Source organism: Microbacterium istanbulense (assembly GCF_037204145.1).
GTDB lineage: Bacteria > Actinomycetota > Actinomycetes > Actinomycetales > Microbacteriaceae > Microbacterium > Microbacterium istanbulense.
The window spans coordinates 1-23,697 of sequence record NZ_JBBDGN010000008.1 but is presented as its reverse complement, the minus strand read 5'-3'; the positions used below and the strand labels follow the sequence as shown (position 1 = coordinate 23,697).

Sequence of the window (23,697 nt, the reverse complement as noted above, 5' to 3'; positions counted from 1 at the left end):
TGTTTGACCGCAGAAAGTGGGACACGCTCTGCGTTAAGTGGGACATGGTCTGCGAAAAGTGGGACATGGGAGGGTGGACCGGGCGGGCGAGGGACGATGTCGGTGGCGGCGGAGAGAATGGATGCATGGGACGAGGGGATGGGTCGGGACGGATCGTCTCGCCGCCGGGCGCTGACGACAGCGGCACCGGCATCCTGCACGTCGACATGGATGCGTTCTACGCGGCGGTCGAGGTGTTGCACGATCCGTCGCTGCGAGGGCTGCCGCTGATCATCGGCGCGCCGGACGGTCGTTCGGTGGTCTCGAGCGCGTCCTACGAGGCACGGCGCTACGGCGTGCGCGCCGCGATGCCGGTGGGGCAGGCCCTGCGCCTGTGCCCGACCGCGCGGGTCGTCCCGCCCGACTTCCGGCGCTATCAGGCCGTCTCGAGCCGGGTGATGCAGGTCTTCGAGAGCATCACGCCGCTGCTCGAGCCGCTCTCGATCGATGAGGCTTTCCTCGATGTACGGGGAGTGCGTCGGCTGTGGGGGAGTCCGGGCGAGATCGCCGCCCTCATCCGCCGACGGGTGGCAGAAGAGGTGGGCATCACGTGCAGCGTCGGCGTGGCCGCGACCAAGCATGTGGCGAAGATGGCCTCGACGCTGAGCAAACCTGACGGGCTGCTGGTGATTCCTGCGGCGCGGACACAGGAATTCCTCGACCCTCGTCCGGTGGGCGCCATGTGGGGCGTCGGACCCAAGGCCGCAGAGGCGCTCGAACGGCGCGGCATCCGCACGATTCGCGACGTGCGCGAGTCACCGGATGCCGCCCTCGACCGTGCTCTGGGGCCCGCGTTGGGTGCGCGCATCCGCCAGCTGGCGCGTGGCGAAGATGCTCGCGCGGTCGAGACGACGCGGGTCGAGAAGAGCATCGGGCACGAAGAGACCTTCGAGACCGACGTCGACGACCGCGAGCTCCTGCGCTCCGAGCTGCTGCGCCTCGCCGACCGCGTCGGTGCGCGCCTGCGGACCGGTGGGTGGGAAGCCGGAGGCGTGGCGATCAAGATCCGGTTCCTCGACTTCACGACCGTGAACAGATCGGCGACGCTCGCCGAGGCGTCCGCTGTCGGACACCGGATCGGTGAGATCGCTGTCGGCTTGTTCGAACAGATTGAACGGCATGACCCGGTGCGGCTTGTCGGGGTTCGCGCCGAGCGACTGCGCCCCGCGGGCGGTGCCGGACTGGCGCTGTGGGACGACGATGCCGACCGGCGGCGCCTCGAAGACGCGCTGGACGGCGCTCGCGAGCGATTCGGCATCGGCACGATCACGCGGGCACGCCACGTAGGGCGCGGGCAGGGCAGAGGATCGGCGCCGCGCCCTGGCGCCCCTCAGGAGTGAGGTCACACGTGACACGCACGTCCAGTAGCGTGGAGGGCATGCCGAACATTGCACTGGAGCTCGGAAAGCAGGCGTCCGCCTTCGGCGTGAAGAGCGCCTACGGTGACACCATCGACGTCGACGGCGTACAGGTGACGCCGGTTGCCCTCGCGGTGACCGGATTCGCCGGCGGCGGCGTCGAGAACGGAGACGGAGGGACCGGGGGAGGGATCGCTATTCCGCTCGGCGTCTACGTGCGCCGTGAGGAGGGTCTGCGCTTCGAGCCGAACCTCATCGTGCTGCTGGCCGCAGCAGTGCCGTTCGTGTGGGTCACCGGGCGTGCCCTGACGCGCATCATCCGTGCACTCAAGAAGTAACGATCCGTTCGCGGAGCGGCTTGATGCCGCCACCGCGGAGATTCTGGGCCGCGTGCGCAGCCTGTCGACGTCGAACCCCGCCGTGCTCATCGACGGGCGCAGCGGCGCAGGTAAGACCTCGCTCGCGGCGCGTGTCGCCGATGCCTGGCCGTTGGCCGGTCGGCTGCAGGTCGTCGCGCTGGACTCCCTCTACCCAGGGTGGGATGGCCTCGCCGCCGGAGCGGAGCGGGCACGCGAGCTCATCCTCGTTCCGCACGGCCGCGGTCTGCTCGGCACCTGGCGGCGCTGGGACTGGGATGAAGGTGCAGAGGCCGAGAGCCACGCCGTGGATCCCGCACTCGCCCTTCTGGTCGAGGGATGCGGCGTTCTGACCCCGGCATCCGCGCGGCTCGCCGACCTCACGGTGTGGGTGGATGGGCCCGCAGAGTCGCGCCGCTACCGCGCCCTGGAGCGCGACGGCGACGCGTTCCGCTCGCACTGGAAGATGTGGGCGGCACAGGAAGAGGCGCACATCCGCCGGGACGATCCGCGCTCACTCGCTGACCTCGTGGTCGACGTGCCGTGACGGCCGCGCGCTAACGTCCGTTCGCCGCATCCCTGTCATCGGCGGCACTGACGAGCTGGTCGAGCCGGTAGCCGAGCCAGTCGTAGACGCCGAAGCGGAGGTCATCGGGGTCGTGGGTGTCCTCCGTGACGATGCCCAGGCGGTCGGCCATGATCAGCCGCATCGCCGAGAGCGTGCGCAGCCAGGCATCCAGCTCCGTATCGGTGAGCTGCACCACCTCCGCGGCCCTGCGAGCGCCCGCCGGTTGCGCGTCGCTCCGCGTGAGCGCGGTGAGTGAGGCGAGGACGACCTGTGCGTCGTGACGACGCCGGCCGAGCAGGTCATCATGCATGGCCGTGCGGAAGGCGGCCGACGCCTCAGGGTCGTCGGGGTAGATGTCGGGGGTGAGCCGGTCGACAGCCGTATCGGAGGAGGATGCCGCATCGCCGATCACCTGCAGGTACTCCTCGACGAGGTCGTGCAGATACTGCCCCTCGACGGTCGGGAGAGTGATGGTCACAGGCTCTGCACTCACTGCGGCACCCGCCGAACGGTGGCCCACAGGCCGAAATCGTGCATCGCGTGTGCGTGCATCTCCATGGTCTCGCGCGGACCGGTCGCCACGACGGCGTGTCCCTCGTTGTGCACGGCCAGCATGAGCGCGGTGGCGTGCTCGGTGCTGTATCCGAAGTAGGTGCGGAACACACGGGTGACGTAGCTCATCAGGTTGACTGGGTCATCCCAGACGACCAGCTGCCAGGGCACGAGGGGCGCGGCCGTCAGCTGCTCATCGAGCGCCGGGGTCGAGACGGGGGTGCTCATGCCCACCCCATCTCATGCAATTGGGCATCGTCGATGCCGTAATAGTGCGCGATCTCGTGCACGAGCGTGGTGTGCACCTCATCACGCAACTGCCGTTCGGTGCGGCACGCGGCAAGATGCGCGGTGCGATACACGATGATGCGGTCGGGCAATTCACCCATCCCGTACTGGCCGCGTTCGGTGAGGGCCAGCCCGTCGTACAGCCCGAACAGCTCCTCCCCGTTCTCGGCCGCATCCTCAACGACGAAAACGATGTTCTCCAGGCCGTCGACCATCTCATCGGGCAGCAGATCGAGCTCTTCCACCACGAGACGTTCGAACGCCTCCGCATCCAGGTGCATCGTGGCCTGCAGATCGAGCTGCATATGTACGCGCCGCCCGTGAACGGCCAGCCCCAGCTGATCCTCGCTCTCACGCAGAGCGCGGTGGAAGTCGTCGTCTGGTGCCGGCACCTCGGTGAAACCCGCAGAGCGATAGAAGGGCGCGTTCCAGGGGATGTCGGCGTAGGTGCGCAGTGTGAGCGTCGGATGCCGGCGTGCTGCCGCCTCGTCTATCGCGGCTTCCAGCAGGGCGCGACCGTGACCGCGACGCGTGTGGTCGGGGTGGACGGAGAGTTGCTCAAGGTGGGCGCCCGTGTCGTGCTCGATCACGTGCGCGAAGCCGATGGCGGGGCCATCCTCGCTCGCGGCGACGATCAGCACGAAGCCAGGATGCCCGGCACGCTCGGCACCGACGGGCGGCTCGCCCCAGGCCGCATCCGGGAGGTGCTCGGCGAAGAGGCCATCGGCTGCGCGTTCGATGTCGGCCAGCAGCTCCAGGTCATCGGGGGAGGCGAAGCGGACGAAGGATGGCACCCCTCGATGCTATCGAGCGCGCGAGGTCGGCGGCCGGTAGGTGTGTCGTCACTCCGCGCGGTTCTGGCGTGTCGCTGTGCGTAACAGCAGCGCCGCAAACACGAGCAGGACGAGCCCTCCACCGGCCCCCGCGATCGTGGGCGCAGGCGCCCATCCCCCCAGTCCTGCCCAGAGCGCGAGACCTGCGACCACGGCGCACGCGAGAGCTGTCGGGCGCAGCAGCGGGGCGTTGAAGGCGGAGACGAACGGCAGAAAGTGGATGCCGACGATGAACAGCGTCCAGGTGGACAGGTACTGGCTGTAGCCGGTCAGGGCGAGTGCGACGGCCCCGCCGACGATGAGCACCACTTCGGCGGCGACGGCGATCCAATACACCTTCCGCGCATGCGCGTCGGTGGCGAGCGTCGGCACCGCGCGGATTCGCACGAGCACGATGATCGAGACGATCAGCAGCACGACCGCGACGACCATTCCCCAGCGCAGCCAGGCAATCGCCTCGCCGCCCTGGTGGCCCCAGCCGAACCAGGCGACGCTGGCGGCAGAGAGCACCACTGCCATGCTCGCGTGGTCCTTAGCCCGGGTGAGGCGGCCAGGCGGCTGATTCTGCGTCGCTGCGCCGGTTCTCGTCTCGCGCTCTGGCATGGTCGTCCCCCTCGTCGCCGTGCTCCGACGGTAACCGCCGGGCTCGGCGAAGGGGTGAGGACGCGCCGGGGTCGCGACGTGCCCACACACAAGATCCCCGTGCCGGCCGAGGCGAGTCGGACAGCACGGGGATCTGGGTATTGGGGTGAGTAACGGGGCTTGAACCCGCGACCTCCTGGACCACAACCAGGCGCTCTACCAACTGAGCTATACCCACCATGTACCCGCTGCAGCGGGCAAGAACGAGTCTATTACACGTTCGGGGTGAACTCTGACACGGTGCGCTCCGAGATCAGTTTCGCGTCGTCGCTGGAGGGCCCGGGAGCGGGGACGAACACTGCTTCGCGGTAGTACTGCAGCTCGCGAATCGACTCGAGAATGTCGGCGAGGGCGCGGTGGCCACCGTCTTTGGCCGGGGCCTGGAAGAAGACGCGCGGGTACCAGCGGCGCGAGAGCTCTTTGATGCTCGAAACATCGACGTTCCGGTAATGCAGGTGCTGGTCGATCTGCGGCATGTACTTCGCCAAGAACATCCGGTCGGTGCCGATCGTGTTGCCCGCCAAGGGTGCCTTGCGCTCCATGGGGACGAACCGACGGATGTAGGCGAGGGTCTGCTCCTCGGCATCCGCCAGCGAGATGCCAGCGGGGATCTCCTCCATCAGCCCCGAGGTGACGTGCATGTTCGTGACGAAATCGTTCATGTTGGCCAGCGCGGCCTCGGAGGGCTTGATCACGACCTGGAAACCGGGGTCGATCAGGCGGAGCTCGAAGTCGGTGATCACGACGGCGATCTCGACGAGCTCATCGACGTCGAGGTCGAGTCCCGTCATCTCGCAGTCGATCCAGACGAGGCGGTCGTTCTCAGACGCAGAAACCATGGAACACATCCTAATCAGCGCCAAAACGGCGTCCCGCGGCGCGGTAGCCTGGTTGACGCGCCTCCTTAGCTCAGTGGATAGAGCAGCAGCCTTCTAATCTGTTGGTCGCAGGTTCGAATCCTGCAGGGGGCACAACGTGTGTTCGCGCCTCAGTGGCGCAGCGCCGCCACGGCATCCTCGGCAACCCAGAACTCGCCGACCAACTGGAAGCCGCCCGCGCCGAGATGCAGCCGTTCTGCGCGGTACCGGATGCCCAACGGGTCGGCGACCAGGCGAAGATGGCCGCGAATGGTGCCGTCCGTGTCGATCACCCGCCACAGGTGATCGCCCGCTCGCTCCAGCCGCTCGGGCGCGCGGCCGAGCGTCGGTGCTTCCCAGAGAAACAGGGGGAGGGTCGAGGTGGTGGCGGTCATGTCAGCTCCTTTCGCGTTCGAACATACGCACGACCACCGACATCGCCCTGTGCGGCTCGTCGATCCGGATGTCATTACACTTGAACGGTGACCTGGACTGTGTGGCTCTCTCTGCTCGCCGCCTGCGTGGTGATCAGCTTCACGCCAGGCGCAGGCGCGATCAACACCATGAGCAACGCCCTCAACCAGGGCTGGCGACGCTCGTTCTGGGGCGTGCTCGGACAGCAGGCGGCCCTCATCCTGCAGGTCGTCATCGTGGCGGCGGGTGTCGGCCTTGTCGTGTCGCAATCGCCGGTGCTGTTCGCCGTGATCCGCTACGCGGGTGCTGCGTATCTGGTGTTCCTCGGCATCCGCCTCATGCTGTCCAAGCCGGAGCCTGATGAGGGTGGCGCCGCGAAAGTCCAGCCGCGAGAGAGTTCCTGGTCGCTGTTCCGACGAGGCTTCTGGGTGAACCTGCTCAACCCGAAGGCGATCGTCTTCTTCCTCGCCTTCGTTCCGCAGTTCATCCGTACGGATAGGGATCAGCTGCCGCAGTACCTCATCCTCATCGCCACAGTCGTGATCGTCGACGTGCTGGTGATGTGGTTCTTCTTCGCCGCGGCGGCCAAGCCGTTCCGCCGCTATACGCGCAGCGCGAAGGGGCAACGGGTGCTGAACACCATCTTCGGCGCGTTGTTCGTCGCGGTCGCCGGGCTGCTGCTGCTCGTGCACTGAGCTCCCGCCGCGCGCTTCGTCCTCACCAGTCGACCTGTTCGACCAGTTCTCCACTGTCGCCGGGAATCCTCACTGGCCCTCCGCTCCCGGGGCCGCACTCTGGATGCAGCCGGGCGTCGACCCGGGTTCAGAGGAGAACCAGATGAACGACATCGTGACCATTCGTGGCAACGTCGGCACTGACCCCGTGCGCAACACGACCAACGGCGGGGACAGCGTGCTGAACTTTCGCGTGGCATCCAGCAGCGGGTACTGGGACAAGCGTGCGGGCGCCTATGTCGAGACGGGCACGAACTGGTATGCCGTCACGGCGTTCCGGCGCCTGGCCGACAACGCAAAGGCGTCGCTGCGCAGCGGGGACGCCGTGATCGTCACCGGCGAACTGCAGCTGAAGGAGTGGCAGAACAACGGGCGCAGCGGATTCAGCGCCGACATCGTCGCCGAATCGATCGGACATGACCTCGCTCGCGGCACAAGCAATTTCATGCGCACACCGCGTCCGTCGTCGGCACCGGCCGCGGCGGCGCCGACGACCCACGAGACCGCTCCGGCAGCGCCGCACGACAGTGAAGCGCCGGACGAGGCGGAGGTCGCGGATTGGACCGCCGCGGGACTGCACGTCATCGCCGGCACGGGTGAGATCGCGGAGGACGGCGAGGAGGTCGAGCAGGACGCGTACGCCGACGCCTGAGTCCGGAGCGCCGCGTCGGTGCCGGCGCGGCGCCCGGTCCTCGGCGGCGGACCAGGGCAGGTAGGCTGGTGTGTCGGCCCCCTGGGCCGCGTTCTTCCTGCCTGTCGACACAAGGAGCACCTTCGTGGCCGAGTACATCTATTCCATGGTCCGGGCCCGCAAGGCCGTGGGCGAGAAGCTCATTCTCGACGACGTCACCATGGCGTTCCTCCCCGGCGCGAAGATCGGCATGGTCGGTCCCAACGGTGCGGGTAAGTCGACGATCCTGAAGATCATGGCCGGGCTTGACACGCCCTCCAACGGTGAGGCCAAGCTCAGCCCCGGCTTCACGGTGGGCATCCTCATGCAGGAGCCGGAGCTCGACGAGTCCAAGACCGTGCTCGAGAACATCCAGGATGGCGTGGCGATCAAGGCCAAGCTCGACCGGTTCAACGAGATCTCCGCGCTCATGGCGGACCCGGATGCTGACTTCGATGCGCTGCTTGCGGAGATGGGTGTGCTGCAGGAGGAGATCGACGCCGCCGACGGCTGGGACCTCGATTCCCAGCTTGAGCAGGCCATGGACGCCCTGCGCACCCCGCCGGCGGACGCCGCGATCGCTCCGCTGTCGGGTGGAGAGAAGCGCCGCGTCGCCCTCGCCAAGCTGCTGCTGCAGAAGCCTGACCTCCTGCTGCTCGATGAGCCGACCAACCACCTCGACGCCGAGAGCGTGCTCTGGCTCGAGCAGCACCTGCAGTCGTACAAGGGCGCGGTCATCGCGATCACCCACGACCGGTACTTCCTCGACAACGTCGCCGAGTGGATCGCCGAGGTCGACCGCGGCCGCCTGATCGGCTACGAGGGCAACTATTCGACCTACCTGGAGAAGAAGGCCGAGCGCCTCGACATCCAGGGCAAGAAGGACGCCAAGCTCGCCAAGCGGCTTAAGGACGAGCTGGAGTGGGTTCGCTCCAGCGCAAAGGGTCGTCAGACGAAGTCGAAGGCGCGTCTCGCCCGCTACGAGGAGATGGCCGCCGAAGCCGAGCGCACGCGCAAGCTCGATTTCGAAGAGATCCAGATTCCCGCAGGTCCTCGCCTCGGCAACGTGGTGATCGAGGCGAAGAAGCTGCAGAAGGGCTTCGATGGACGCTCGCTCATCGATGGTCTGAGCTTCAGCCTGCCGCCGAACGGCATCGTGGGTGTCATCGGTCCGAACGGTGTGGGCAAGACGACGCTGTTCAAGACCATCGTCGGCCTCGAGCCGCTCGACGGCGGTGACCTGAAGGTCGGCGAGACCGTGCAGATCAGCTACGTCGACCAGTCTCGCGCGAACATCGACCCCAACAAGACGCTGTGGGAGGTCGTCTCTGACGGACTCGACATCATCACTGTGGGGAAAACCGAGATCCCCTCGCGCGCCTACGTGTCGAAGTTCGGCTTCAAGGGCCCCGACCAGCAGAAGAAGGCCGGTGTGCTCTCCGGTGGCGAGCGCAACCGTCTGAACCTCGCCCTCACGCTGAAGGAGGGCGGCAACCTGCTGCTCCTCGACGAGCCCACCAACGACCTCGACGTCGAGACCCTCAGCTCGCTCGAGAACGCGCTGCTCGAGTTCCCCGGTTGCGCCGTGGTCATCACCCACGACCGGTGGTTCCTCGACCGCATCGCGACGCACATCCTTGCCTACGAGGGCACGGACGAGAAGCCCGACCAGTGGTACTGGTTCGAGGGCAACTTCGAGGCGTACGAGAAGAACAAGGTCGAGCGCCTCGGCGCGGATGCCGCACGCCCGCACCGGACCACGCACCGCAAGCTCACGCGTGACTGAGCAGCGGTTGCACATCCCCATCCACCTGCGGTGGGGCGACCTCGACGCGTTCAACCACGTCAACAACACCTCGATGCTCAAGCTGCTCGAGGAGGCACGCGTGCGGGCGTTCTGGCGCCCCGGCGCGGGGGAGGAGGGCCCCAGCACGGCCATCCTCGACTCTGGCATCGACCAGGGCGTCCTCACGCTCATCGCGCGTCAGGAGATCGAATACCTCGCTCCGGTGCCGTATCAGCGGCGCCCCCTCGAGGTACAGATGTGGTTCGGAAAGCTCGGCGGCTCCAGCGTGGAGGTCTGCTACGAAGTGCACAACGATCCGGCCAGCCCCGAGCGCGTGCTGTACGCCCGGTCGACGGCCATCATCGTCCTCGTCGACGCAGCCACCGGTCGCCCGGTGCGGCTGAGCGACGAGATGCGGAGCGCGTGGCAGCCCTTCACCGGCCCGTCGATCGTCTACAGCCACCGCTGACTCGCGAGCGCCGGGCCCGCACGTCGGGTCAGGTGGCGGGCACTCGGATCATGATCTCCTGGGCCACCGTCGCCACCAGGGTGCCGTCCTGCGTGTAGATGTGACCGGTCGCCAGGCCGCGGCCGCCCCTCGCATTGGGAGACTTCTGCACGTACAGCAGCCACTCATCCACCCGTGCCGGGCGATGCCACCACATGGCGTGATCGAGACTCGCCACCTTGAGGCCAGGCAGCGACCAGGCGACGCCGTGGGCACGCAGGATCGACTCCTGGATGGTCATGTCGCTGAGGTAGGCCAGAGCGGCGCGGTGGATCTTCGGGTCATCGGGCAGCGAGCTGCGCATCCGCATCCACACGGCCTGGTGGGCGACCTGCTCGCCGCCCGCGCTCTGGAAGATCGGAGCGTCGACGTGCCGGATGTCGGCGGGGCGATCCGTCAGCATCCGCATCGTCAACGGGTGCACACCCCGCACCAGCGCCTCGTCGGGGGCGAGCTCCTCAGGGGCGGGAATGCCCTCCGGCATCGGCTCGGCGTGCTCGATGCCGGCGTCATCGTCCTGGAAGGACGCGATCATCGAGAAGATCGGCACACCGTTCTGGTACGCCTGCGAGCGACGGGTCGAGAACGAACGCCCGTCGTGGATGCGGTCCACCGCGATCGTGAGGCCCTGCGCGGCATCCCCAGGGCGCAGGAAGTACCCGTGCATGGAATGCACCGCCCGGTCGTCGGGCATGGTGCGTTCGGCGGCGAGCAGGGTCTGTGCGAGCACCTGGCCGCCGTAGATGCGTCCCGTCGGCATGTGGTGGGAGCGGCCGGTGAAGATGTCCTCGGTGGTGCGTGCTTGCCCGGCGTCGAGGTCGAGTACGTCCAGCAGCAGGTCGACGGACGCGCGTGCGTGGGCATCGTCGGTCATGGGGCCTCCCTCCGCGCCCAGTCGTCTGGGCCCTTGGTAGTTTAGAGCGCGTGCCTCCCCGCCTCGTTCTCGCCGATGCCGACACCGCCCGCGATGTGACCACGTTCGTGGGGCGCGCCTCACATGCCGCCGATGAGGGCATCCGGTTGCAGGCCGACGGGGGAGTGCTCGCCGTCACGACGGCGGTGCTCGCGCCGCACGGCCTGTTCGATCAGACCCCGACGATCCTCGGCATGCGGATCGTGCGCGCCGACCCCGAGCTGCAGTGTGATGTCGTGGTGGGCTCGGTCGCGGCCACGCCCGACGCGCACGTGCTGGAGTTGCCCGAAACCGGACTCGCGCCATCCTGGGCCGGCGTCGCCCCACCGCGGGGAGGGTGGGAGACGACGGGGGTTACCCTGGCCGCATCCGTCATCGCGCAGCGCGCGCAGTGGGGAATCTCCGCGGTGGCGCGTGGTGCGACGCCCGGAGCCGGGGAAGAGGCGGTCCGTGCGCTGCGCGCCGCCGTCTGGGGTGAACCGGATGCCGACCTCGCGGACCTGCCCCGCGGCGTGGCCTTCGCGGCACACGCGCTGGGCTTCATCTCCGGTGAGGAGCAGGTGCCCGTCGTACGCTCCGGACGGTGGACCCGGCTGGCATTCCGTCGCGGGCATGTGCTGGCACGCGGTCCGGTGATGACCGGGCTCACGCAGGTGCGGGCGACCGGCCAGGCGTGATCAGCGCGCCGCGGCGCGACCGGCCTGACGGCCGCTGAACAGGCAACCGCCGAGGAACGTGCCCTCCAGCGCCCGATAGCCGTGCATGCCGCCGCCGCCGAATCCGCTGGCCTCGCCGGCCGCGAACAGCCCAGGGATGACGTCGCCCGCCGCATCGAGCGCGCGTCCGTCGAGGTCGGTCTGGATGCCGCCGAGCGACTTGCGGGTGAGCACGTGCAGCTTGACCGCGACGAGCGGACCCGCCTCCGGATCCTGCAGCCGGTGGGGCGGCGCGGTGCGGATCAGGCGGTCGCCGCGGTACGCACGCATCGAGCGCAGCATCCCGATCTGTGCGTCCTTGGTGAACTCGTTCTCGATCTCGCGATCCCGTGCCGCGATCTCCCGTCGTGCCTGATCGATGTCGAGCAGTTCGCCGCCCGGATGCCGGCTCATCTGCCCGAGCAGCGACTCCAGGTCGTCTTCGACGATGAAGTCCACACCCTCGTCGAGAAAGGCCTGCACGGGACCGGTCGGTCCCTTCGCGAGACGGGAGGAGAGGAGCAGCCGCACATCCTTGCCGGTGAGATCCGGGTTCTGCTCGCTGCCGGAGAGCGCGAACTCCTTCTCGATGATCTTCCGCGTGGTCACGAACCAGGAGTGGTCATGCCCGCGTGCGCGCAGATGGGCGAGCGTGCCGAGCGTGTCGAAGCCGGGAAACAGCGGCACCGGAAGCCGGGTCCCGTTCGCGTCCAACCACAGCGAGGAGGGGCCGGGCAGGATGCGGATGCCGTGGCCGGGCCAGACCGGATCCCAGTTCGTGATGCCCTCCACGTAGTGCCACATGCGATCGCCGTTGACCAGCCGGGCGCCGGCCGCGGCGCTCACCTGCTGCATCGAGCCGTCCACGTAGGCGGGCACGCCGGTGAGCATGTCTGCGGGCGGAGTCCCGAGCCGCGCCGGCCACGCCGCGCGGACGAGGTCGTGATTGCCGCCGATCCCGCCGGACGCGATGATCGTCGCGTCGGCGCGGATCTCGAACGATCCGGTCACCTCGCGCGAGGTGACCACCCCGCGTTCCTCCGTGGCGGGTGCCAGCACGTCGCCGTGGGCACCGCTGACGCTGCCACGCTCAGTTCGCAACCCCGTCACCCTGTGCCGAGCGAGCACCGTGAGCCGCCCTTCGCGTTCAGCCTCCGCGAGCGACGCCAGGAATGGGGCCAGGATGCCGGGGCCGGTTCCCCAGGTGATGTGGAATCGCGGTACCGAGTTGCCGGGACCGAGGGCGCCGTACCCGCCGCGCTCCGCCCATCCCACCACGGGGAAGAACCCCACTCCACGCTCGCGCAGCCACGCGCGCTTCTCCCCGGCCGCGAACTGCAGATACGCCTCCGCCCAGCGGCGACCCCAATCGTCCTCCGGCCGGTCGAACCCGGCGGTGCCCAGCCAGTCCTGGCGAGCCAGGTCCAGGGAGTCACGGATGCCCATGCGGCGTTGTTCCGGCGAGTCGATGAAGAACAGACCGCCGAATGACCACCAGGCCTGGCCGCCGAGGTTCGACCGTGGCTCCTGATCCACGATCACGACCCGCCGACCGGCGCGCACCGCCTCGTCTGCCGCGACGAGCCCGGCCAGCCCCCACCCGATGATGAGGACATCCGTGGATCGGGTGGCGGGCGCGTTGGTCATCAGGTCTCCGTCGACTCCGGTGCGGTGCGGGTCTCGAGCGTGGGCCGGCCGGATGCTGCGGGGCCGATACCCGAGGGCTCGAATGTATTCACCATGGCATGCGCGGCGCGCTCGAGGTAGTCCCACAGCGTGGCCTCGTGCATGGGCGACAGCTGCACCGCGTCGACGGCGGTGCGCATGTGTCGCAGCCAGGTGTCCTTCGCGGCCGGGTCGATGTGGAACGGTGCGTGGCGCATGCGCAGCCGCGGATGACCTCGGGTGTCTCCGTAGGTCGTCGGGCCGCCCCAGTACTGCACGAGGAACAGTGTCAGCCGCTCGGCGGCAGGCCCGAGATCCTCCTCGGGGTACATCGCCCGGAATCCGGCATCCTGCGCGACCTCGCCGTAGAACACGTCCACGAGCTTCTCGAACGTCGCGTATCCGCCGACCTCGTCGTAGAACGTCACTTCTTCTCCTCCGGATCGGTACTGGACTTCTTGCGCCGCCAGATGCCGCGCTCCGCGACCGGCGGCACACCGGTGACCGGGTTGGGGCGGGTCTTCGGCGGGTTCGCACCGCGGACGCGCTGAGCGCCCTCCAGGCCGGTCAGCGTGACAGCGGCCATGCTCGGGATCGCCACATCCTGATCCATCAGCGCAGCCCGCAGCCGACGCCGCAGCTCCTGCCCCACGTCATCCTTCGCGTTCGCGCGAGTCTTTATCACCACGCGCACCACGAGGGCATCACCCTCGATCGTCTCCAGACCCCACAGCTCGGGGTTCTCGATGATGCGGGTGCGCCACTTCGGATCCTTCGCCAGCTCCTTGGCGGCGCCGAGCATGGTGGCCTCGACCGCCGCGAGATCCACATCGGCGGGTACTCCGAGATCGATGATCACGCGAGCCCAGCCCTGCGAGAGGTTGCCGATCCGGGTGACCTCGCCGTTGCGCACGTACCAGAGCGTGCCGTTGACATCGCGCACCTGCGTGATGCGCACGCTGACGTACTCGACGACACCTGATGCCAGGCCGAGGTCCACGACATCGCCGATGCCGATCTGGTCTTCGGCGACGATGAACATGCCGTTGAGCACGTCCTTGACGATGTTCTGTGCGCCGAAACCGAGTCCGGCGCCCACGGCGGCCGTGAGCAGGGTGAGCGAGCCGAGCAGGCTGGAGTCGACGGTGTTCACGATGAGCACGAGCGCGATGACGACCAGCATCACATTCACGATGTTCTGCAAGATCGTGCCGAGCGTGCGTGTGCGCTGCACCAGGCGCATATCGGCGAGCGGGGAGCGCTCCAAAGCCTGTGTGTTCTCGACGTTCGCCTTCGTCTTGGCGCTGTCGACGATCCTCTTCACGACGCGTCGAATCACGATGCGCAGCACGAAGGCCGCGGCCACACAGGAGACGATGATGATCGCGATCCACAGCAACTTCTGACCCACCACGCCAAGGAATCCGAGCAGGTCGATGACCAGCGCGGGCGCCGAGTCGTCAGGTGCGGGCGTCTCGTTGGTGAAGGGGGTCAGGTGCACGTCACGATCCTAAGCGAGAGGGCCTCAGCGCCGCCTGTGCGCTGAGGCCCTCTCGTCGGTGGTGTCGGGACTCAGACGTCGCCGTCGACCGACTGCGCGGCGAGGGCGCGCTCGACGTCGGCGAGGTTCTCCGCCACGAGACGACGCAGTGCCGGCGCTGCCTGCTGGTTGCTCGACAGCCAGGCGCGCGTGGCGTCGCGCAGCGCGACGTCGGCGAGGGCCGTCGGGTACAGGCCGACGATCAGGTACTGGGCGATCTGGTACGTGCGGGACTCCCAGATCGGCAGCAGCATGTCGAAGTACGCGGGAACGAACTCGCCCAGCACCTCACGGCCGGCGGGGTGGACGAAGCCGAGTGCCGCGGAGCGGACGATCGTGTTCGGCAGCTCGTCGTTCTCAACGAGTTGCGTCCATGCCTCGCGCTTGGCCTCGGCCGTGGGCAGGGCCGCCCGCGCCTGCGCGGCGAACTCCGCGCCCTTCGAGGTGTTGTCGGCTGCCAGTGCGGCATCGATCGCGGCAGCATCCGTCGCGCCCACCGTGGCGAGGCCGACGAGCAGCTGCCAGGACAGGTCAGCGTCGATTTCGAGACCAGGCAGAGTCTCCTCACCTGCGCGCAGCCGGCCGACGATCCCTGCGTGGTCCGGGGTGACGAGGGAGTTCGCGAACGCCGTCACGAACTGCAGTTGGTTGTCGCTACCGGCCTCCGCGTCCTGCGCGAGCGTCCACAGGCCGTCTGCGACCTTTTCTCGGGCCGCCTGACGCGCCGCGGGGTCGACGTAGAGGCTGGCCGCCGTGCGCAGCTGCGCGAGCGTCGTGCGCACCGTGGTCGACTCGGTCTCGCGGCCGATGTTGCCGAGCACGAGGTCGATGTACTCGGTGGCCGAGGTCTCGGCGTCACGGGTCTGGTCCCAGGCGGCACCCCACACCAGCGAGCGCGCCAGCGGGTCGCTGATGTCGGAGAGGTGGGCGATGGCGGTCTCGAGGGACTTCTCGTCGAGACGGATCTTCGCGTAGGCGAGGTCGTCATCGTTGAGCAGCACGAGGTCGGGGCGGCGCATGCCCTTGAGCTCTGGCACCTCGGTGCGGTCGCCGTCGACGTCGACCTCGAGATAGTGCGAGCGCACGAGTGCGCCATCGGTGAGGTCGTAGAAGCCGATGCCCAGACGGTGCGGACGGATCGTCGGGTAGTCAGCCGGCGCGGTCTGCGTCACGGCGAAGCGGGAGATGGTGCCGTCGCTGTCTTCGGTGATGACCGGGGCGAGGGTGTTCACACCGGCGGTCTCCAGCCACTTCTTCGACCAGGTTCCCAGGTCGCGGCCGCTGGTGGCCTCGAGCTCGCTGAGCAGATCGCTGAGCTCGGTGTTGCCCCAGGAGTGCTTGTGGAAGTACTGCGAGACGCCGGCGAAGAAGGCCTCGATGCCCACCCAGGCGGCGAGCTGCTTGAGCACCGATCCACCCTTGGCGTAGGTGATGCCGTCGAAGTTGACCTGCACGTCTTCGAGGTCATTGATCTCGGCGACGATCGGATGCGTCGAGGGCAGCTGATCCTGGCGATAGGCCCAGGTCTTCTCCATCGCGTTGAAGGTGGTCCACGCCTCGGTCCACTCCGTCGCCTCGGCGGTGGCGATGGTGGATGCCCACTCGGCGAACGACTCGTTCAGCCACAGGTCGTTCCACCACTTCATGGTCACGAGGTCGCCGAACCACATGTGGGCCAGCTCGTGCAGGATCGTGACGACGCGTCGTTCCTTGACGGCGTCGGTGACCTTGCTGCGGAAGACGTAGGTCTCGGTGAAGGTCACCGCGCCGGCGTTCTCCATCGCGCCGGCGTTGAACTCCGGCACGAACAGCTGGTCGTACTTGGCGAAGGGGTACGGCACCCCGAACTTCGACTCGAAGTAGGCGAAGCCCTCACGCGTCTTGTCGAAGATGTAGTCGGCGTCGAGGTGCTGCCAGAGGCTCTTGCGTCCGTACACACCGAGGGGGATGACCCGGCCCGAGGCGCTCGTGAGCTCGGAGAACACCGACTCGTAGGGGCCGGCGACGAGGGCGGTGATGTACGACGAGATGCGAGGGGTGGGCTCGAAACCCCAGGTGGCGACCTGCTCACCGTCGTTACCGGTCGCATCGTGCACGATCGGCTCGGGGGTGGGGGAGTTGGACACGACCTTCCATGCAGCCGGCGCGGTGACCGTGAACTGGAAGGTGGCCTTCAGGTCGGGCTGCTCGAACACGGCGAACACGCGCCGTGAGTCGGGCACCTCGAACTGCGAGTAGAGGTAGACCTCGCCGTCGACCGGGTCGACGAAGCGGTGCAGCCCCTCGCCGGTGTTCGTGTACTCGCAGTCGGCGTCGACGACGAGCACATTCTCGGTCTGCAGGTCGCTGAGGGCGATGCGCGAGTCGGCGAACACCTCGGACGGGTCGAGCTGCTCTCCGTTGAGGGAGATCTCGCGCACGTCGCGGGCGATCAGGTCGATGAACGTGAAGCTCCCCGGCGTGGCGGTGAAGCGGACGACGCTGCGCGATCCAAACACCTCCGGGCCCTTCGTGAGGTCGAGGGCGACCTCATAGGACTGGGTGTCGATGACGGCGCGGCGCTCCTGCGCTTCGCTACGGGTGAGGTTCTCTCCAGGCACAGCTTTACTCCCAAGGGTGAGGGGATGTCGTCCTGAGTCGTCGCGGCTGGCGACGACGGCAACCATGACAGCCTACGCCAGACGTCGCATTCGCCGAGTCCGCGGAGGTGGGAGGATGGAGGGGTGAGTGTGATCGAACCGACAGCAGTGCCCTTCGCCTCCCCGGCCGCCGCCCCCGGTCCTCGCTATGTCGAGACCCCTGTCGCCTACGACGGCATCCTCCTCGCCGGCTTCGGCGGACCGGAGGGACAGGACGACGTCATCCCGTTCCTGCGCAACGTCACCCGTGGCCGCGGCATCCCCGACGAACGCCTCGAAGAGGTGGCACACCACTACCGTCACTTCGGTGGTGTGAGCCCGATCAATGCGCAGAACCGCGAGCTCAAGGCGGCGCTGGACGCGGAGCTCGCCCGCCGCGGCATCGACCTTCCGGTCTACTGGGGCAACCGCAACTGGACTCCCTATCTCGAAGAGGCCGTGCAGGATGCCGCGGCCGTCGGGGACACGACGCTGCTGGCCTTCGCCACGAGCGCCTACAGTTCGTTCTCGAGCTGCCGGCAGTACCGTGAGGACTTCGCGCGAGTGCTGCAGACCACCGGCCTTGCTGACACCGTGACGATCGACAAGATCCGTCCGTTCTTCGACCACCCCGGATTCGTGGACGCGTTCCTGCACGGTGTGAAAGAGGCCGTCGAGGGCTTCCTGGCGCAGGGTATCGCGCCCGCTGCGATCCAGATCCTCTTCTCGACCCACAGCATCCCGACCGACGACGCCGTGCGCTCCGGTGCACGTGACATCGACTGGGGTGAGGGCGGTGCCTACGCCGCCCAGCACGAGGCCGTGGCCGCCTGGGTGATGGACAGGGTGCGGTCCCTCGTGCCTGCAGCGGCGGATGTGTCGTGGGAGCTCGTCTACCAGTCGCGATCGGGCCCCCCGTCGCAGCCTTGGCTCGACCCCGACGTCTGCGACGTGATCGCTGAACTGCCCCAGCGCGGTCGTGCCGCCGTCGCCGTGGTCCCCGTCGGGTTCATGAGCGACCACATGGAGGTGCTGTGGGACCTGGACACCGAGGCTGCGGAAGCGGCTGAGGAGGCCGGTCTCGCCTTTGTGCGTACGCCCACCCCGGGCGTGTCGCCGGCATTCGTCGCCGGCATCGTAGATCTCATCGAGGAACGCCTGGAGGGTCGCGTTGCGGCCGAGCGTGCACACGTCACCGATCTCGGCCCCGGTTTCGATGTCTGCCGTCCTGGCTGCTGCGAAAACATCCGTGCGGGGTTCAAGCCCGCGGCGGCCGGCATCGCCCCCTGAGCCGTCATGGGTGCGCATGCCGTCAATAGGATGGAGGGCATGCGCATCCACATCGCCACCGACCACGCCGGGCTGGACTTCTCCACGCAACTGCAGGAGCATCTGCGGGCAGGCGGCCATGAGGTCATCGACCACGGGCCGATCGCCTATGACCCGGTCGACGACTACCCCGCGTTCTGCATCCGGGCGGCGCAGGCCGTGGTCGCCGATCAGACGGCCGGCATCGATGCGCTCGGCGTCGTCTTCGGTGGGTCGGGCAACGGCGAGCAGATCGCGGCGAACAAGGTGCGGGGCATCCGCGCAGCTCTGGTGTGGAATCTGTCGACCGCTGAGCTCGCTCGGGAGCACAACGACGCCAACGTCATCGCGATCGGCGCACGCCAGCACACGTTCGACGAGGTGACGTCGTTCATCGACCGCTTCATCGACACGCCGTTCTCGGGCGAAGAGCGTCACGTGCGCCGGATAGCCCAGATTGCCGACTTCGAACGCGACGGGTCCCTGCTGCCCGACCCGCGGGCCTGACATGCCCGAGGGACATTCCGTCCACCGGATAGCCCGCCAGTTCGCGCGCAACTTCACCGGTAAGCCGGTTGCAGCCTCCAGCCCTCAGGGCCGGTTCGCCGAGGGGGCCGCCGTGCTCGACGGGCGCGAGATGCTGCAGGCCAAGGCTGTCGGCAAGCAGATGTTCCTCGAGTTCGACGGCGACGTCTGGCTGCGGGTGCATTTGGGGCTCTACGGTGCGTGGGACTTCGCCGGTGAGATCCTCGTGGACCCAACGATCGCCTCGGCCAACGGTCGGATGGGCCAGACCAACCAACGCGGCACGGATCTGGACGAGCAGATCTTTGACGACGCCGGCGAGAACTCGCTGAGCTCGATCGGGGCGCCCCGACGGTCCCGCGTGCACGTGCGCATGTCGGAGCAGACGCGCGGTCTCGTCGATGAGGGCGAGCAGTGGCCGCCCCCCGTCGTCGGCCAGGTGCGTCTGCGCCTGCTGACCGACATCACCTGCGCCGACCTGCGCGGACCCACGGCCTGCGTGCTGCAGACGCCCGATGAGGTGCTGGGCACGATCGCGAAGCTGGGGCCCGACCCTCTCGTCGGCGATCCGGCCGAGGGGGAGGAGCGCTTCGTGGCGGCGGTGCGGCGCAAAGCAACGCCCATCGCTTTGCTGCTCATGGATCAGGCCGTCGTCAGCGGCATCGGCAACGTGTACCGCGCCGAGATGCTGTTCCGCGCGCGCCTGAACCCGCACACGCCCGGACGCGACGTGCCGGAGGAAGTGCTGCGCGAACTGTGGCATGACTGGGTGCGGCTGCTCGCGATCGGTGTCGAGACCGGCCAGATGATGACCATGGACGACCTCGACCCCGAGGCGTATCGTGCGGCGATGGCGAGCCGGGACGACCGGCACTGGGTGTATCACCGGGCGGGGCTGCCGTGTCGGGTCTGCGGCACGGAGATCGCACTGGAGGAGATCGGGGCGCGCAAGCTGTACTGGTGCCCTTCCTGTCAGCGCTGAACGCGACACCCCGGGGCATCGGGTCGAACCTGAATGCACGCTGTGAATAGGATGGCCGAATCCGCTCGCGTCCATTCACGATAGGAGACCCCATGGATCTTTCCGGTTTGCAGCAGGCACTCGACTGGCTCAGTGGCGTGATCTGGGGGCCGTTCTTCCTCATTCCACTCCTGCTCGGCACGGGGCTTTACCTCACCATCCGCCTCGGCGGCATCCAGTTCCGCAAGCTCGGCGCCGCGCTGCGCCTGGGACTGTTCACGCGCAAAGACCCCGGAGCTGACGGCGACATCTCGCAGTTCCAGGCGTTGACCACCGCACTCGCGGCGACCGTCGGCACAGGAAACATCGTCGGCGTGGCGACGGCCATCGGCATCGGCGGGCCGGGCGCCCTCTTCTGGATGTGGATCACGGGCCTGCTCGGGATGGCGTCGAAGTACTCGGAGTCTTTCCTCGGCGTGCGCTTCCGCAAGACGGATGCCGCAGGCGAGAAGTCCGGCGGTCCGCAGTACTATCTCGAGCGGGGCATCCCCGGTCCCTTCGGCAAGGTGCTGGCGATCTCGTTCGCGATCTTCGCGGTCATCGCCTGCTTCGGCATCGGCAACATGACCCAGGGCAACTCGATCGCCTCGAACCTGCAGGCGAGCTTCGACGTGCCCACCTGGGTGTCCGGCATCGTCCTCACCGTGTTCGCGATGCTCGTCCTCGTCGGCGGCATCAAGTCGATCGGCAAGGTGACGGCGAGCCTGGTGCCGATCATGATCGTGTTCTACGTGCTCGGCGCCCTGTACATCCTCATCGCCAACATCGGCGGCGTACCGGCCGCGTTCGCTCAGATCTTTAGCGAGGCCTTCACGGGCACGAGCGCCATCGGCGGCTTCGCCGGCTCGGCCATCATCATCGCCGTGCAGTTCGGTGTCGCGCGCGGCATCTTCTCGAACGAGTCGGGCATGGGGTCGGCGGCCATCGCGGCTGCCGCCGCCAAGACCAGCCACCCGGTGCGGCAGGGACTTGTCTCGATGACGCAGACCTTCATCGACACGATCATCGTCGTCACCTGCACCGGCCTGGTCATCATCACGACCGGCGTCTGGCACATGACCGACCCCGCGACCGGTGAGCAGATCAGCCCCGCGCTGATGACGGGGGAGGCGTTCTCGCACGGCCTGCCGGGGGAGTGGGGTCACTACATCGTCACGATCGGTCTCGTGCTGTTCGCCGGGTCGACGATCCTCGGCTGGTCGTACTACGGCGAGCGCAACGTCGAGCGCCTGTTCGGCCGACGCGCGGTCATGCCCTTCCGTATCCTCTTCTCGCTCGTTGTCTTCGTCGGCTGCACCGTGCAGCTCGGCCTCGTCTGGTCGTTCTCCGACGTGATGAACGGTCTGATGGCGGTGCCGAACCTCATCGGTCTGCTCATCCTGTCGGGCCTCGTCGCGCGCGAGACGAAGAAGTACCTCGACAACGACCCGAAGCTGCGGGCGTCGACCGCAGAGGTGGAGTCGTTCATGGCAGGCGACAAGGGGTACGAGGACTGGAAGACCCAGGCGATCCCAGTGATCAAGGGCGCAGGCAAGTAGGTGACAGTCGCGACACGCCATCGTGTCGCGACCTCATTAGGCTGAGAGGATGCGTCAGAATCCCAGCTTCGCGATGACCGACCCGGCCGAGCTGCGCCGCGTCATCGCGGCCTCGCCGTGGGCGATGATCGTCAGCGACGCCGACGAGGGACTGGTGGCCTCGCATTACGTGGTGCTGCTGGACGACGATGCCGATGACCTCACCGTCGTCGGGCATGTCGGGCGGCCCGACGACCTCATTCACGGACTGGGCGAGCGCGAGCTGCTGATCGTGTTCCAGGGCCCCCACGGGTATGTCTCGCCGGGATGGTACGGGGATGTCGCGGCCGTTCCGACCTGGAACTACGTGGCCGTGCACCTGTCCGGTGTGCCGGAGATTCTTAGCGACGACGAGAATCTCCGCGTGCTGGAGCGCATGGTCGATGTCTTCGAGAGCGGCATGGCGCATCCGCGCGGGATGTGGGAGCTGCCGAACGACGACGCCTTCGTGCGGCGTCTGGCGGCGGGCACGGTCGGGTTCAGGCTGCGCCCCACGAAGGTGGTCGCGAAGCGCAAACTCAGTCAGAACAAGCCAGACGATGCGGTGCAGACCGTGATCGCCGAGCTCACCGCAGCAGGCAACAACGCCCTCGCCGAAGAGATGCGCCGTGCCCGTGATGCGCGCCGGAGCGCATCGGCATGATCGCGCCGGGTGAGCAGGTCGGGTTTCTGCGCGCGGTCCGCATGGGCGGGTCGGCGGCTGCGGCATTCGGCGACGAGCCGGTGGATGTCGTCATCGACGGTGGTGCCGTCGCGGACATCGCCCCGACGGGGGCGCTTCGCCCGCGCGGCGCCGTGATCGACGGTGAGGGCGGGCGGGTCGTTCCCGGCCTGTGGGATCACCACGTGCACACCGTGCAGTGGGCATTGCGTGCCCAGCGGTTCGCTCTCGAGAAGGTCACCACGGCGGCGGAGGCGGCGCGGCTGGCGGGCGCTGCGGAGACGCTCTCGGACGGCCGCGTCGTCGGGGCCGGGTTCCGTGACGGCCTCTGGCCGGATGCGCCGTCGCTGGCGCTGCTGGACGCGGCCACAGGCGAGCGGCCCACGTATCTCATCAACGCCGATGTGCACAGCGTGTGGCTGAACACTGCGGCATTCCGTCGCGAAGGATTCATCGCCCCCGTCGACGGGATGCTGCGCGAGCACGATGCCTTCGAGATTTCCCGTCGTCTGAATGCGGCCGATGACGCCACGGCTGACGCGGCCGTGGCGGAGGCGGGTGCGGCGGCGGCAGCCCGTGGTATCACCGGGCTGGTCGACTTCGACATGGCGTGGAATGCCGACGCCTGGCAGCGCCGGGCATCCGCCGGATTCGATGCCCACCACGTCGAGTTCGCGGTCTACCCGGCGGGGTTGCAGCGCGCTATCGACGAGGGCCTGCGCAGCGGCGAGCTGCTGCCGGACACGGCGGGACTGGTGCGGATGGGGCCGCTGAAGCTGATCAGCGACGGATCGCTGGGTACCCGGACCGCTGCCTGCTCCCACGCGTACGCCGGCGACCCGAGCAACTTCGGCGTGCTGACGATCTCGCCCGATGATCTGCGTGAACTGCTCACCTCAGCCACCGCGTCGGGGCTGGAGGTCGCCGTGCATGCGATCGGTGATCGCGCGGTGGCCTCCGCTCTCGATGCGTTCACCTTCACGCAGGCGCGGGGCACGATCGAGCACGCACAGCTGGTGCGGCATGCCGACCTGGCCCGCTTCGCTCACCTCGGAGTGGTCGCCAGCGTGCAGCCGGAGCACGCCGTCGACGATCGGGATCTCGCAACGGGACTCTGGGCGGCCCAACAGTCGATCGGGTACCCGTTGGCATCGCTCCTCACCGCCGGCGTCCAGGTGCGTTTCGGCTCGGATGCTCCGGTGGCTCCGCTGGACCCGTGGCTCACGATCGCGGCAGCTGTGCACCGCACCGGCGACGAGCGGGAGGCGTGGCACCCTGAGGAACGCGTCTCGATCGAGGCGGCCCTGCGGGCCAGCAGCCGACACGGCTCGACCGAGGTGGAGATCGGCGGGGCGGCCGATCTCGTGCTGTGCGGTGCGGATCCGTTGACGTCGACGCGCGAACAGCTGCGGGAGATGCCCGTCATCGCCACCCTGCTCGGCGGTCGGGTGACACATCTGGCCTGACCACACACGGAAGCGGGGGGGGGGGGGGGGGGGGGGGGGGGGCCCCCCCGGGGGGGGGGGGGGGGGGGGGGGGGGGGGGGGGGGGCGCGGGGGGGGGGGGGGG

Annotated in this window: 25 protein-coding genes, 2 tRNA genes and 1 pseudogene; 15 read left to right on the top strand and 13 right to left on the bottom strand. The window is 68.2% G+C overall.

Going from position 1 to position 23,697, the window contains the following annotated elements; all coding sequences use genetic code 11:
- Positions 1-125: 125 nt before the first annotated feature.
- Genes dinB through WDU93_RS09450 form a run of 3 tightly spaced genes read left to right on the top strand, consistent with a single transcriptional unit; the run spans position 126 to position 2,300 of the window.
- Positions 126-1,379, top strand: a complete 1,254-nt coding sequence (gene dinB / locus WDU93_RS09460) for a DNA polymerase IV (protein WP_337319898.1) — start codon at positions 126-128, stop codon at positions 1,377-1,379.
- A gap of 38 nt (positions 1,380-1,417) precedes the next feature.
- A complete protein-coding gene (locus WDU93_RS09455) occupies positions 1,418-1,735 on the top strand; it encodes a hypothetical protein (RefSeq protein WP_337319896.1) in 318 nt (105 codons plus the stop codon).
- The gene (locus WDU93_RS09450; RefSeq protein ID WP_337319895.1) at positions 1,719-2,300 is read left to right on the top strand and encodes a nucleoside/nucleotide kinase family protein; all 582 of its coding nucleotides are present in this window, start codon (positions 1,719-1,721) and stop codon (positions 2,298-2,300) included. The genes WDU93_RS09455 and WDU93_RS09450 overlap by 17 nt, the downstream gene beginning before the upstream one ends.
- A gap of 10 nt (positions 2,301-2,310) precedes the next feature.
- Here the strand turns inward: WDU93_RS09450 and WDU93_RS09445 are convergent, their stop codons facing one another.
- The 7 genes and pseudogenes from WDU93_RS09445 to orn form a co-directional block, all read right to left on the bottom strand.
- Complete coding sequence (locus WDU93_RS09445; protein WP_337319893.1) at positions 2,311-2,799, bottom strand: DUF2017 family protein; 489 nt, start codon at positions 2,797-2,799, stop codon at positions 2,311-2,313.
- Between the two features lie 11 nt (positions 2,800-2,810).
- Entirely contained in the window at positions 2,811-3,101 is a 291-nt protein-coding gene (gene clpS / locus WDU93_RS09440; protein ID WP_337319891.1) for an ATP-dependent Clp protease adapter ClpS, read from the bottom strand.
- The gene (locus WDU93_RS09435; RefSeq protein WP_337320200.1) at positions 3,098-3,442 is read right to left on the bottom strand and encodes a metallopeptidase family protein; all 345 of its coding nucleotides are present in this window, start codon (positions 3,440-3,442) and stop codon (positions 3,098-3,100) included. The genes clpS and WDU93_RS09435 overlap by 4 nt, the downstream gene beginning before the upstream one ends.
- A 120-nt stretch (positions 3,443-3,562) precedes the next feature.
- Positions 3,563-3,955 (bottom strand): annotated as a pseudogene (locus WDU93_RS09430) (GNAT family N-acetyltransferase); the annotation flags it as partial.
- Positions 3,956-4,003: 48 nt separating this feature from the next.
- On the bottom strand, positions 4,004-4,513 hold the full coding sequence (locus WDU93_RS09425; protein ID WP_337319889.1) for a hypothetical protein: 510 nt from the start codon (positions 4,511-4,513) through the stop codon (positions 4,004-4,006).
- Positions 4,514-4,738: 225 nt separating this feature from the next.
- Positions 4,739-4,814 (bottom strand) — tRNA-His (locus WDU93_RS09420).
- A 34-nt stretch (positions 4,815-4,848) separates the two neighbouring features.
- On the bottom strand, positions 4,849-5,475 hold the full coding sequence (gene orn / locus WDU93_RS09415) for an oligoribonuclease (RefSeq protein WP_337319887.1): 627 nt from the start codon (positions 5,473-5,475) through the stop codon (positions 4,849-4,851).
- 59 nt (positions 5,476-5,534) lie between these two features.
- Here orn and WDU93_RS09410 point away from each other — a divergent pair.
- Positions 5,535-5,607, top strand: a tRNA-Arg gene (locus WDU93_RS09410).
- A gap of 17 nt (positions 5,608-5,624) precedes the next feature.
- Here the strand turns inward: WDU93_RS09410 and WDU93_RS09405 are convergent.
- A complete protein-coding gene (locus tag WDU93_RS09405) occupies positions 5,625-5,888 on the bottom strand; it encodes a hypothetical protein (RefSeq protein WP_337319885.1) in 264 nt (87 codons plus the stop codon).
- A gap of 87 nt (positions 5,889-5,975) precedes the next feature.
- Between WDU93_RS09405 and WDU93_RS09400 the strand changes: the two genes are divergently transcribed.
- From WDU93_RS09400 to WDU93_RS09385, 4 genes are all read left to right on the top strand, one after another.
- On the top strand, positions 5,976-6,602 hold the full coding sequence (locus WDU93_RS09400) for a LysE family transporter (protein ID WP_337319884.1): 627 nt from the start codon (positions 5,976-5,978) through the stop codon (positions 6,600-6,602).
- A 142-nt stretch (positions 6,603-6,744) separates the two neighbouring features.
- Positions 6,745-7,293 (top strand): single-stranded DNA-binding protein, encoded by a 549-nt coding sequence (locus WDU93_RS09395; RefSeq protein ID WP_337319882.1) that lies wholly within the window; start codon positions 6,745-6,747, stop codon positions 7,291-7,293.
- A 124-nt stretch (positions 7,294-7,417) separates the two neighbouring features.
- Positions 7,418-9,097 carry an energy-dependent translational throttle protein EttA gene (gene ettA, locus WDU93_RS09390; RefSeq protein ID WP_337319880.1) on the top strand — a complete coding sequence of 560 codons (1,680 nt, stop codon included), beginning with the start codon at positions 7,418-7,420 and terminating at the stop codon, positions 9,095-9,097.
- Entirely contained in the window at positions 9,048-9,566 is a 519-nt protein-coding gene (locus tag WDU93_RS09385) for an acyl-CoA thioesterase (protein ID WP_420064059.1), read from the top strand. Before ettA ends, WDU93_RS09385 begins: the two co-directional genes overlap by 50 nt.
- Positions 9,567-9,594: 28 nt before the next feature.
- Here the strand turns inward: WDU93_RS09385 and WDU93_RS09380 are convergent, their stop codons facing one another.
- Complete coding sequence (locus WDU93_RS09380) at positions 9,595-10,479, bottom strand: acyl-CoA thioesterase (RefSeq protein ID WP_337319876.1); 885 nt, start codon at positions 10,477-10,479, stop codon at positions 9,595-9,597.
- 50 nt (positions 10,480-10,529) lie between these two features.
- Here WDU93_RS09380 and WDU93_RS09375 point away from each other — a divergent pair, with 50 nt between their 5' ends.
- Positions 10,530-11,195 carry a DUF8185 domain-containing protein gene (locus WDU93_RS09375; RefSeq protein ID WP_337319874.1) on the top strand — a complete coding sequence of 222 codons (666 nt, stop codon included), beginning with the start codon at positions 10,530-10,532 and terminating at the stop codon, positions 11,193-11,195.
- On the opposite strand, the gene WDU93_RS09370 is transcribed toward WDU93_RS09375, so the two are convergent.
- The 4 genes from WDU93_RS09370 to pepN all read right to left on the bottom strand — a co-directional run bounded on the left by WDU93_RS09370 (position 11,196) and on the right by pepN (position 17,018).
- Positions 11,196-12,860: an FAD-binding dehydrogenase gene (locus tag WDU93_RS09370; protein ID WP_337319872.1), complete on the bottom strand. Its 1,665-nt coding sequence runs from the start codon at positions 12,858-12,860 to the stop codon at positions 11,196-11,198.
- On the bottom strand, positions 12,860-13,348 hold the full coding sequence (locus WDU93_RS09365) for a globin (protein WP_420064063.1): 489 nt from the start codon (positions 13,346-13,348) through the stop codon (positions 12,860-12,862). The genes WDU93_RS09370 and WDU93_RS09365 overlap by 1 nt, the downstream gene beginning before the upstream one ends.
- The gene (locus WDU93_RS09360; RefSeq protein WP_420064058.1) at positions 13,303-14,379 is read right to left on the bottom strand and encodes a mechanosensitive ion channel family protein; all 1,077 of its coding nucleotides are present in this window, start codon (positions 14,377-14,379) and stop codon (positions 13,303-13,305) included. Before WDU93_RS09360 ends, WDU93_RS09365 begins: the two co-directional genes overlap by 46 nt.
- Positions 14,380-14,450: 71 nt before the next feature.
- Positions 14,451-17,018, bottom strand: a complete 2,568-nt coding sequence (gene pepN, locus WDU93_RS09355) for an aminopeptidase N (protein WP_337319869.1) — start codon at positions 17,016-17,018, stop codon at positions 14,451-14,453.
- A 123-nt stretch (positions 17,019-17,141) separates the two neighbouring features.
- Here pepN and WDU93_RS09350 point away from each other — a divergent pair, with 123 nt between their 5' ends.
- From WDU93_RS09350 to WDU93_RS09325, 6 genes are all read left to right on the top strand, one after another.
- Positions 17,142-18,326 (top strand): ferrochelatase, encoded by a 1,185-nt coding sequence (locus tag WDU93_RS09350; RefSeq protein WP_337319865.1) that lies wholly within the window; start codon positions 17,142-17,144, stop codon positions 18,324-18,326.
- A gap of 39 nt (positions 18,327-18,365) precedes the next feature.
- The gene (locus WDU93_RS09345) at positions 18,366-18,851 is read left to right on the top strand and encodes a ribose-5-phosphate isomerase (protein ID WP_337319863.1); all 486 of its coding nucleotides are present in this window, start codon (positions 18,366-18,368) and stop codon (positions 18,849-18,851) included.
- A gap of 1 nt (position 18,852) precedes the next feature.
- Positions 18,853-19,851, top strand: a complete 999-nt coding sequence (locus WDU93_RS09340) for an Fpg/Nei family DNA glycosylase (protein ID WP_337319861.1) — start codon at positions 18,853-18,855, stop codon at positions 19,849-19,851.
- A gap of 92 nt (positions 19,852-19,943) precedes the next feature.
- The gene (locus WDU93_RS09335) at positions 19,944-21,428 is read left to right on the top strand and encodes an alanine/glycine:cation symporter family protein (RefSeq protein WP_337319859.1); all 1,485 of its coding nucleotides are present in this window, start codon (positions 19,944-19,946) and stop codon (positions 21,426-21,428) included.
- A gap of 49 nt (positions 21,429-21,477) precedes the next feature.
- The gene (locus WDU93_RS09330) at positions 21,478-22,110 is read left to right on the top strand and encodes an FMN-binding negative transcriptional regulator (protein ID WP_337319857.1); all 633 of its coding nucleotides are present in this window, start codon (positions 21,478-21,480) and stop codon (positions 22,108-22,110) included.
- Positions 22,107-23,594 (top strand): amidohydrolase, encoded by a 1,488-nt coding sequence (locus WDU93_RS09325; protein ID WP_337319855.1) that lies wholly within the window; start codon positions 22,107-22,109, stop codon positions 23,592-23,594. The genes WDU93_RS09330 and WDU93_RS09325 overlap by 4 nt, the downstream gene beginning before the upstream one ends.
- The last annotated feature ends 103 nt before the right edge of the window (positions 23,595-23,697 follow it).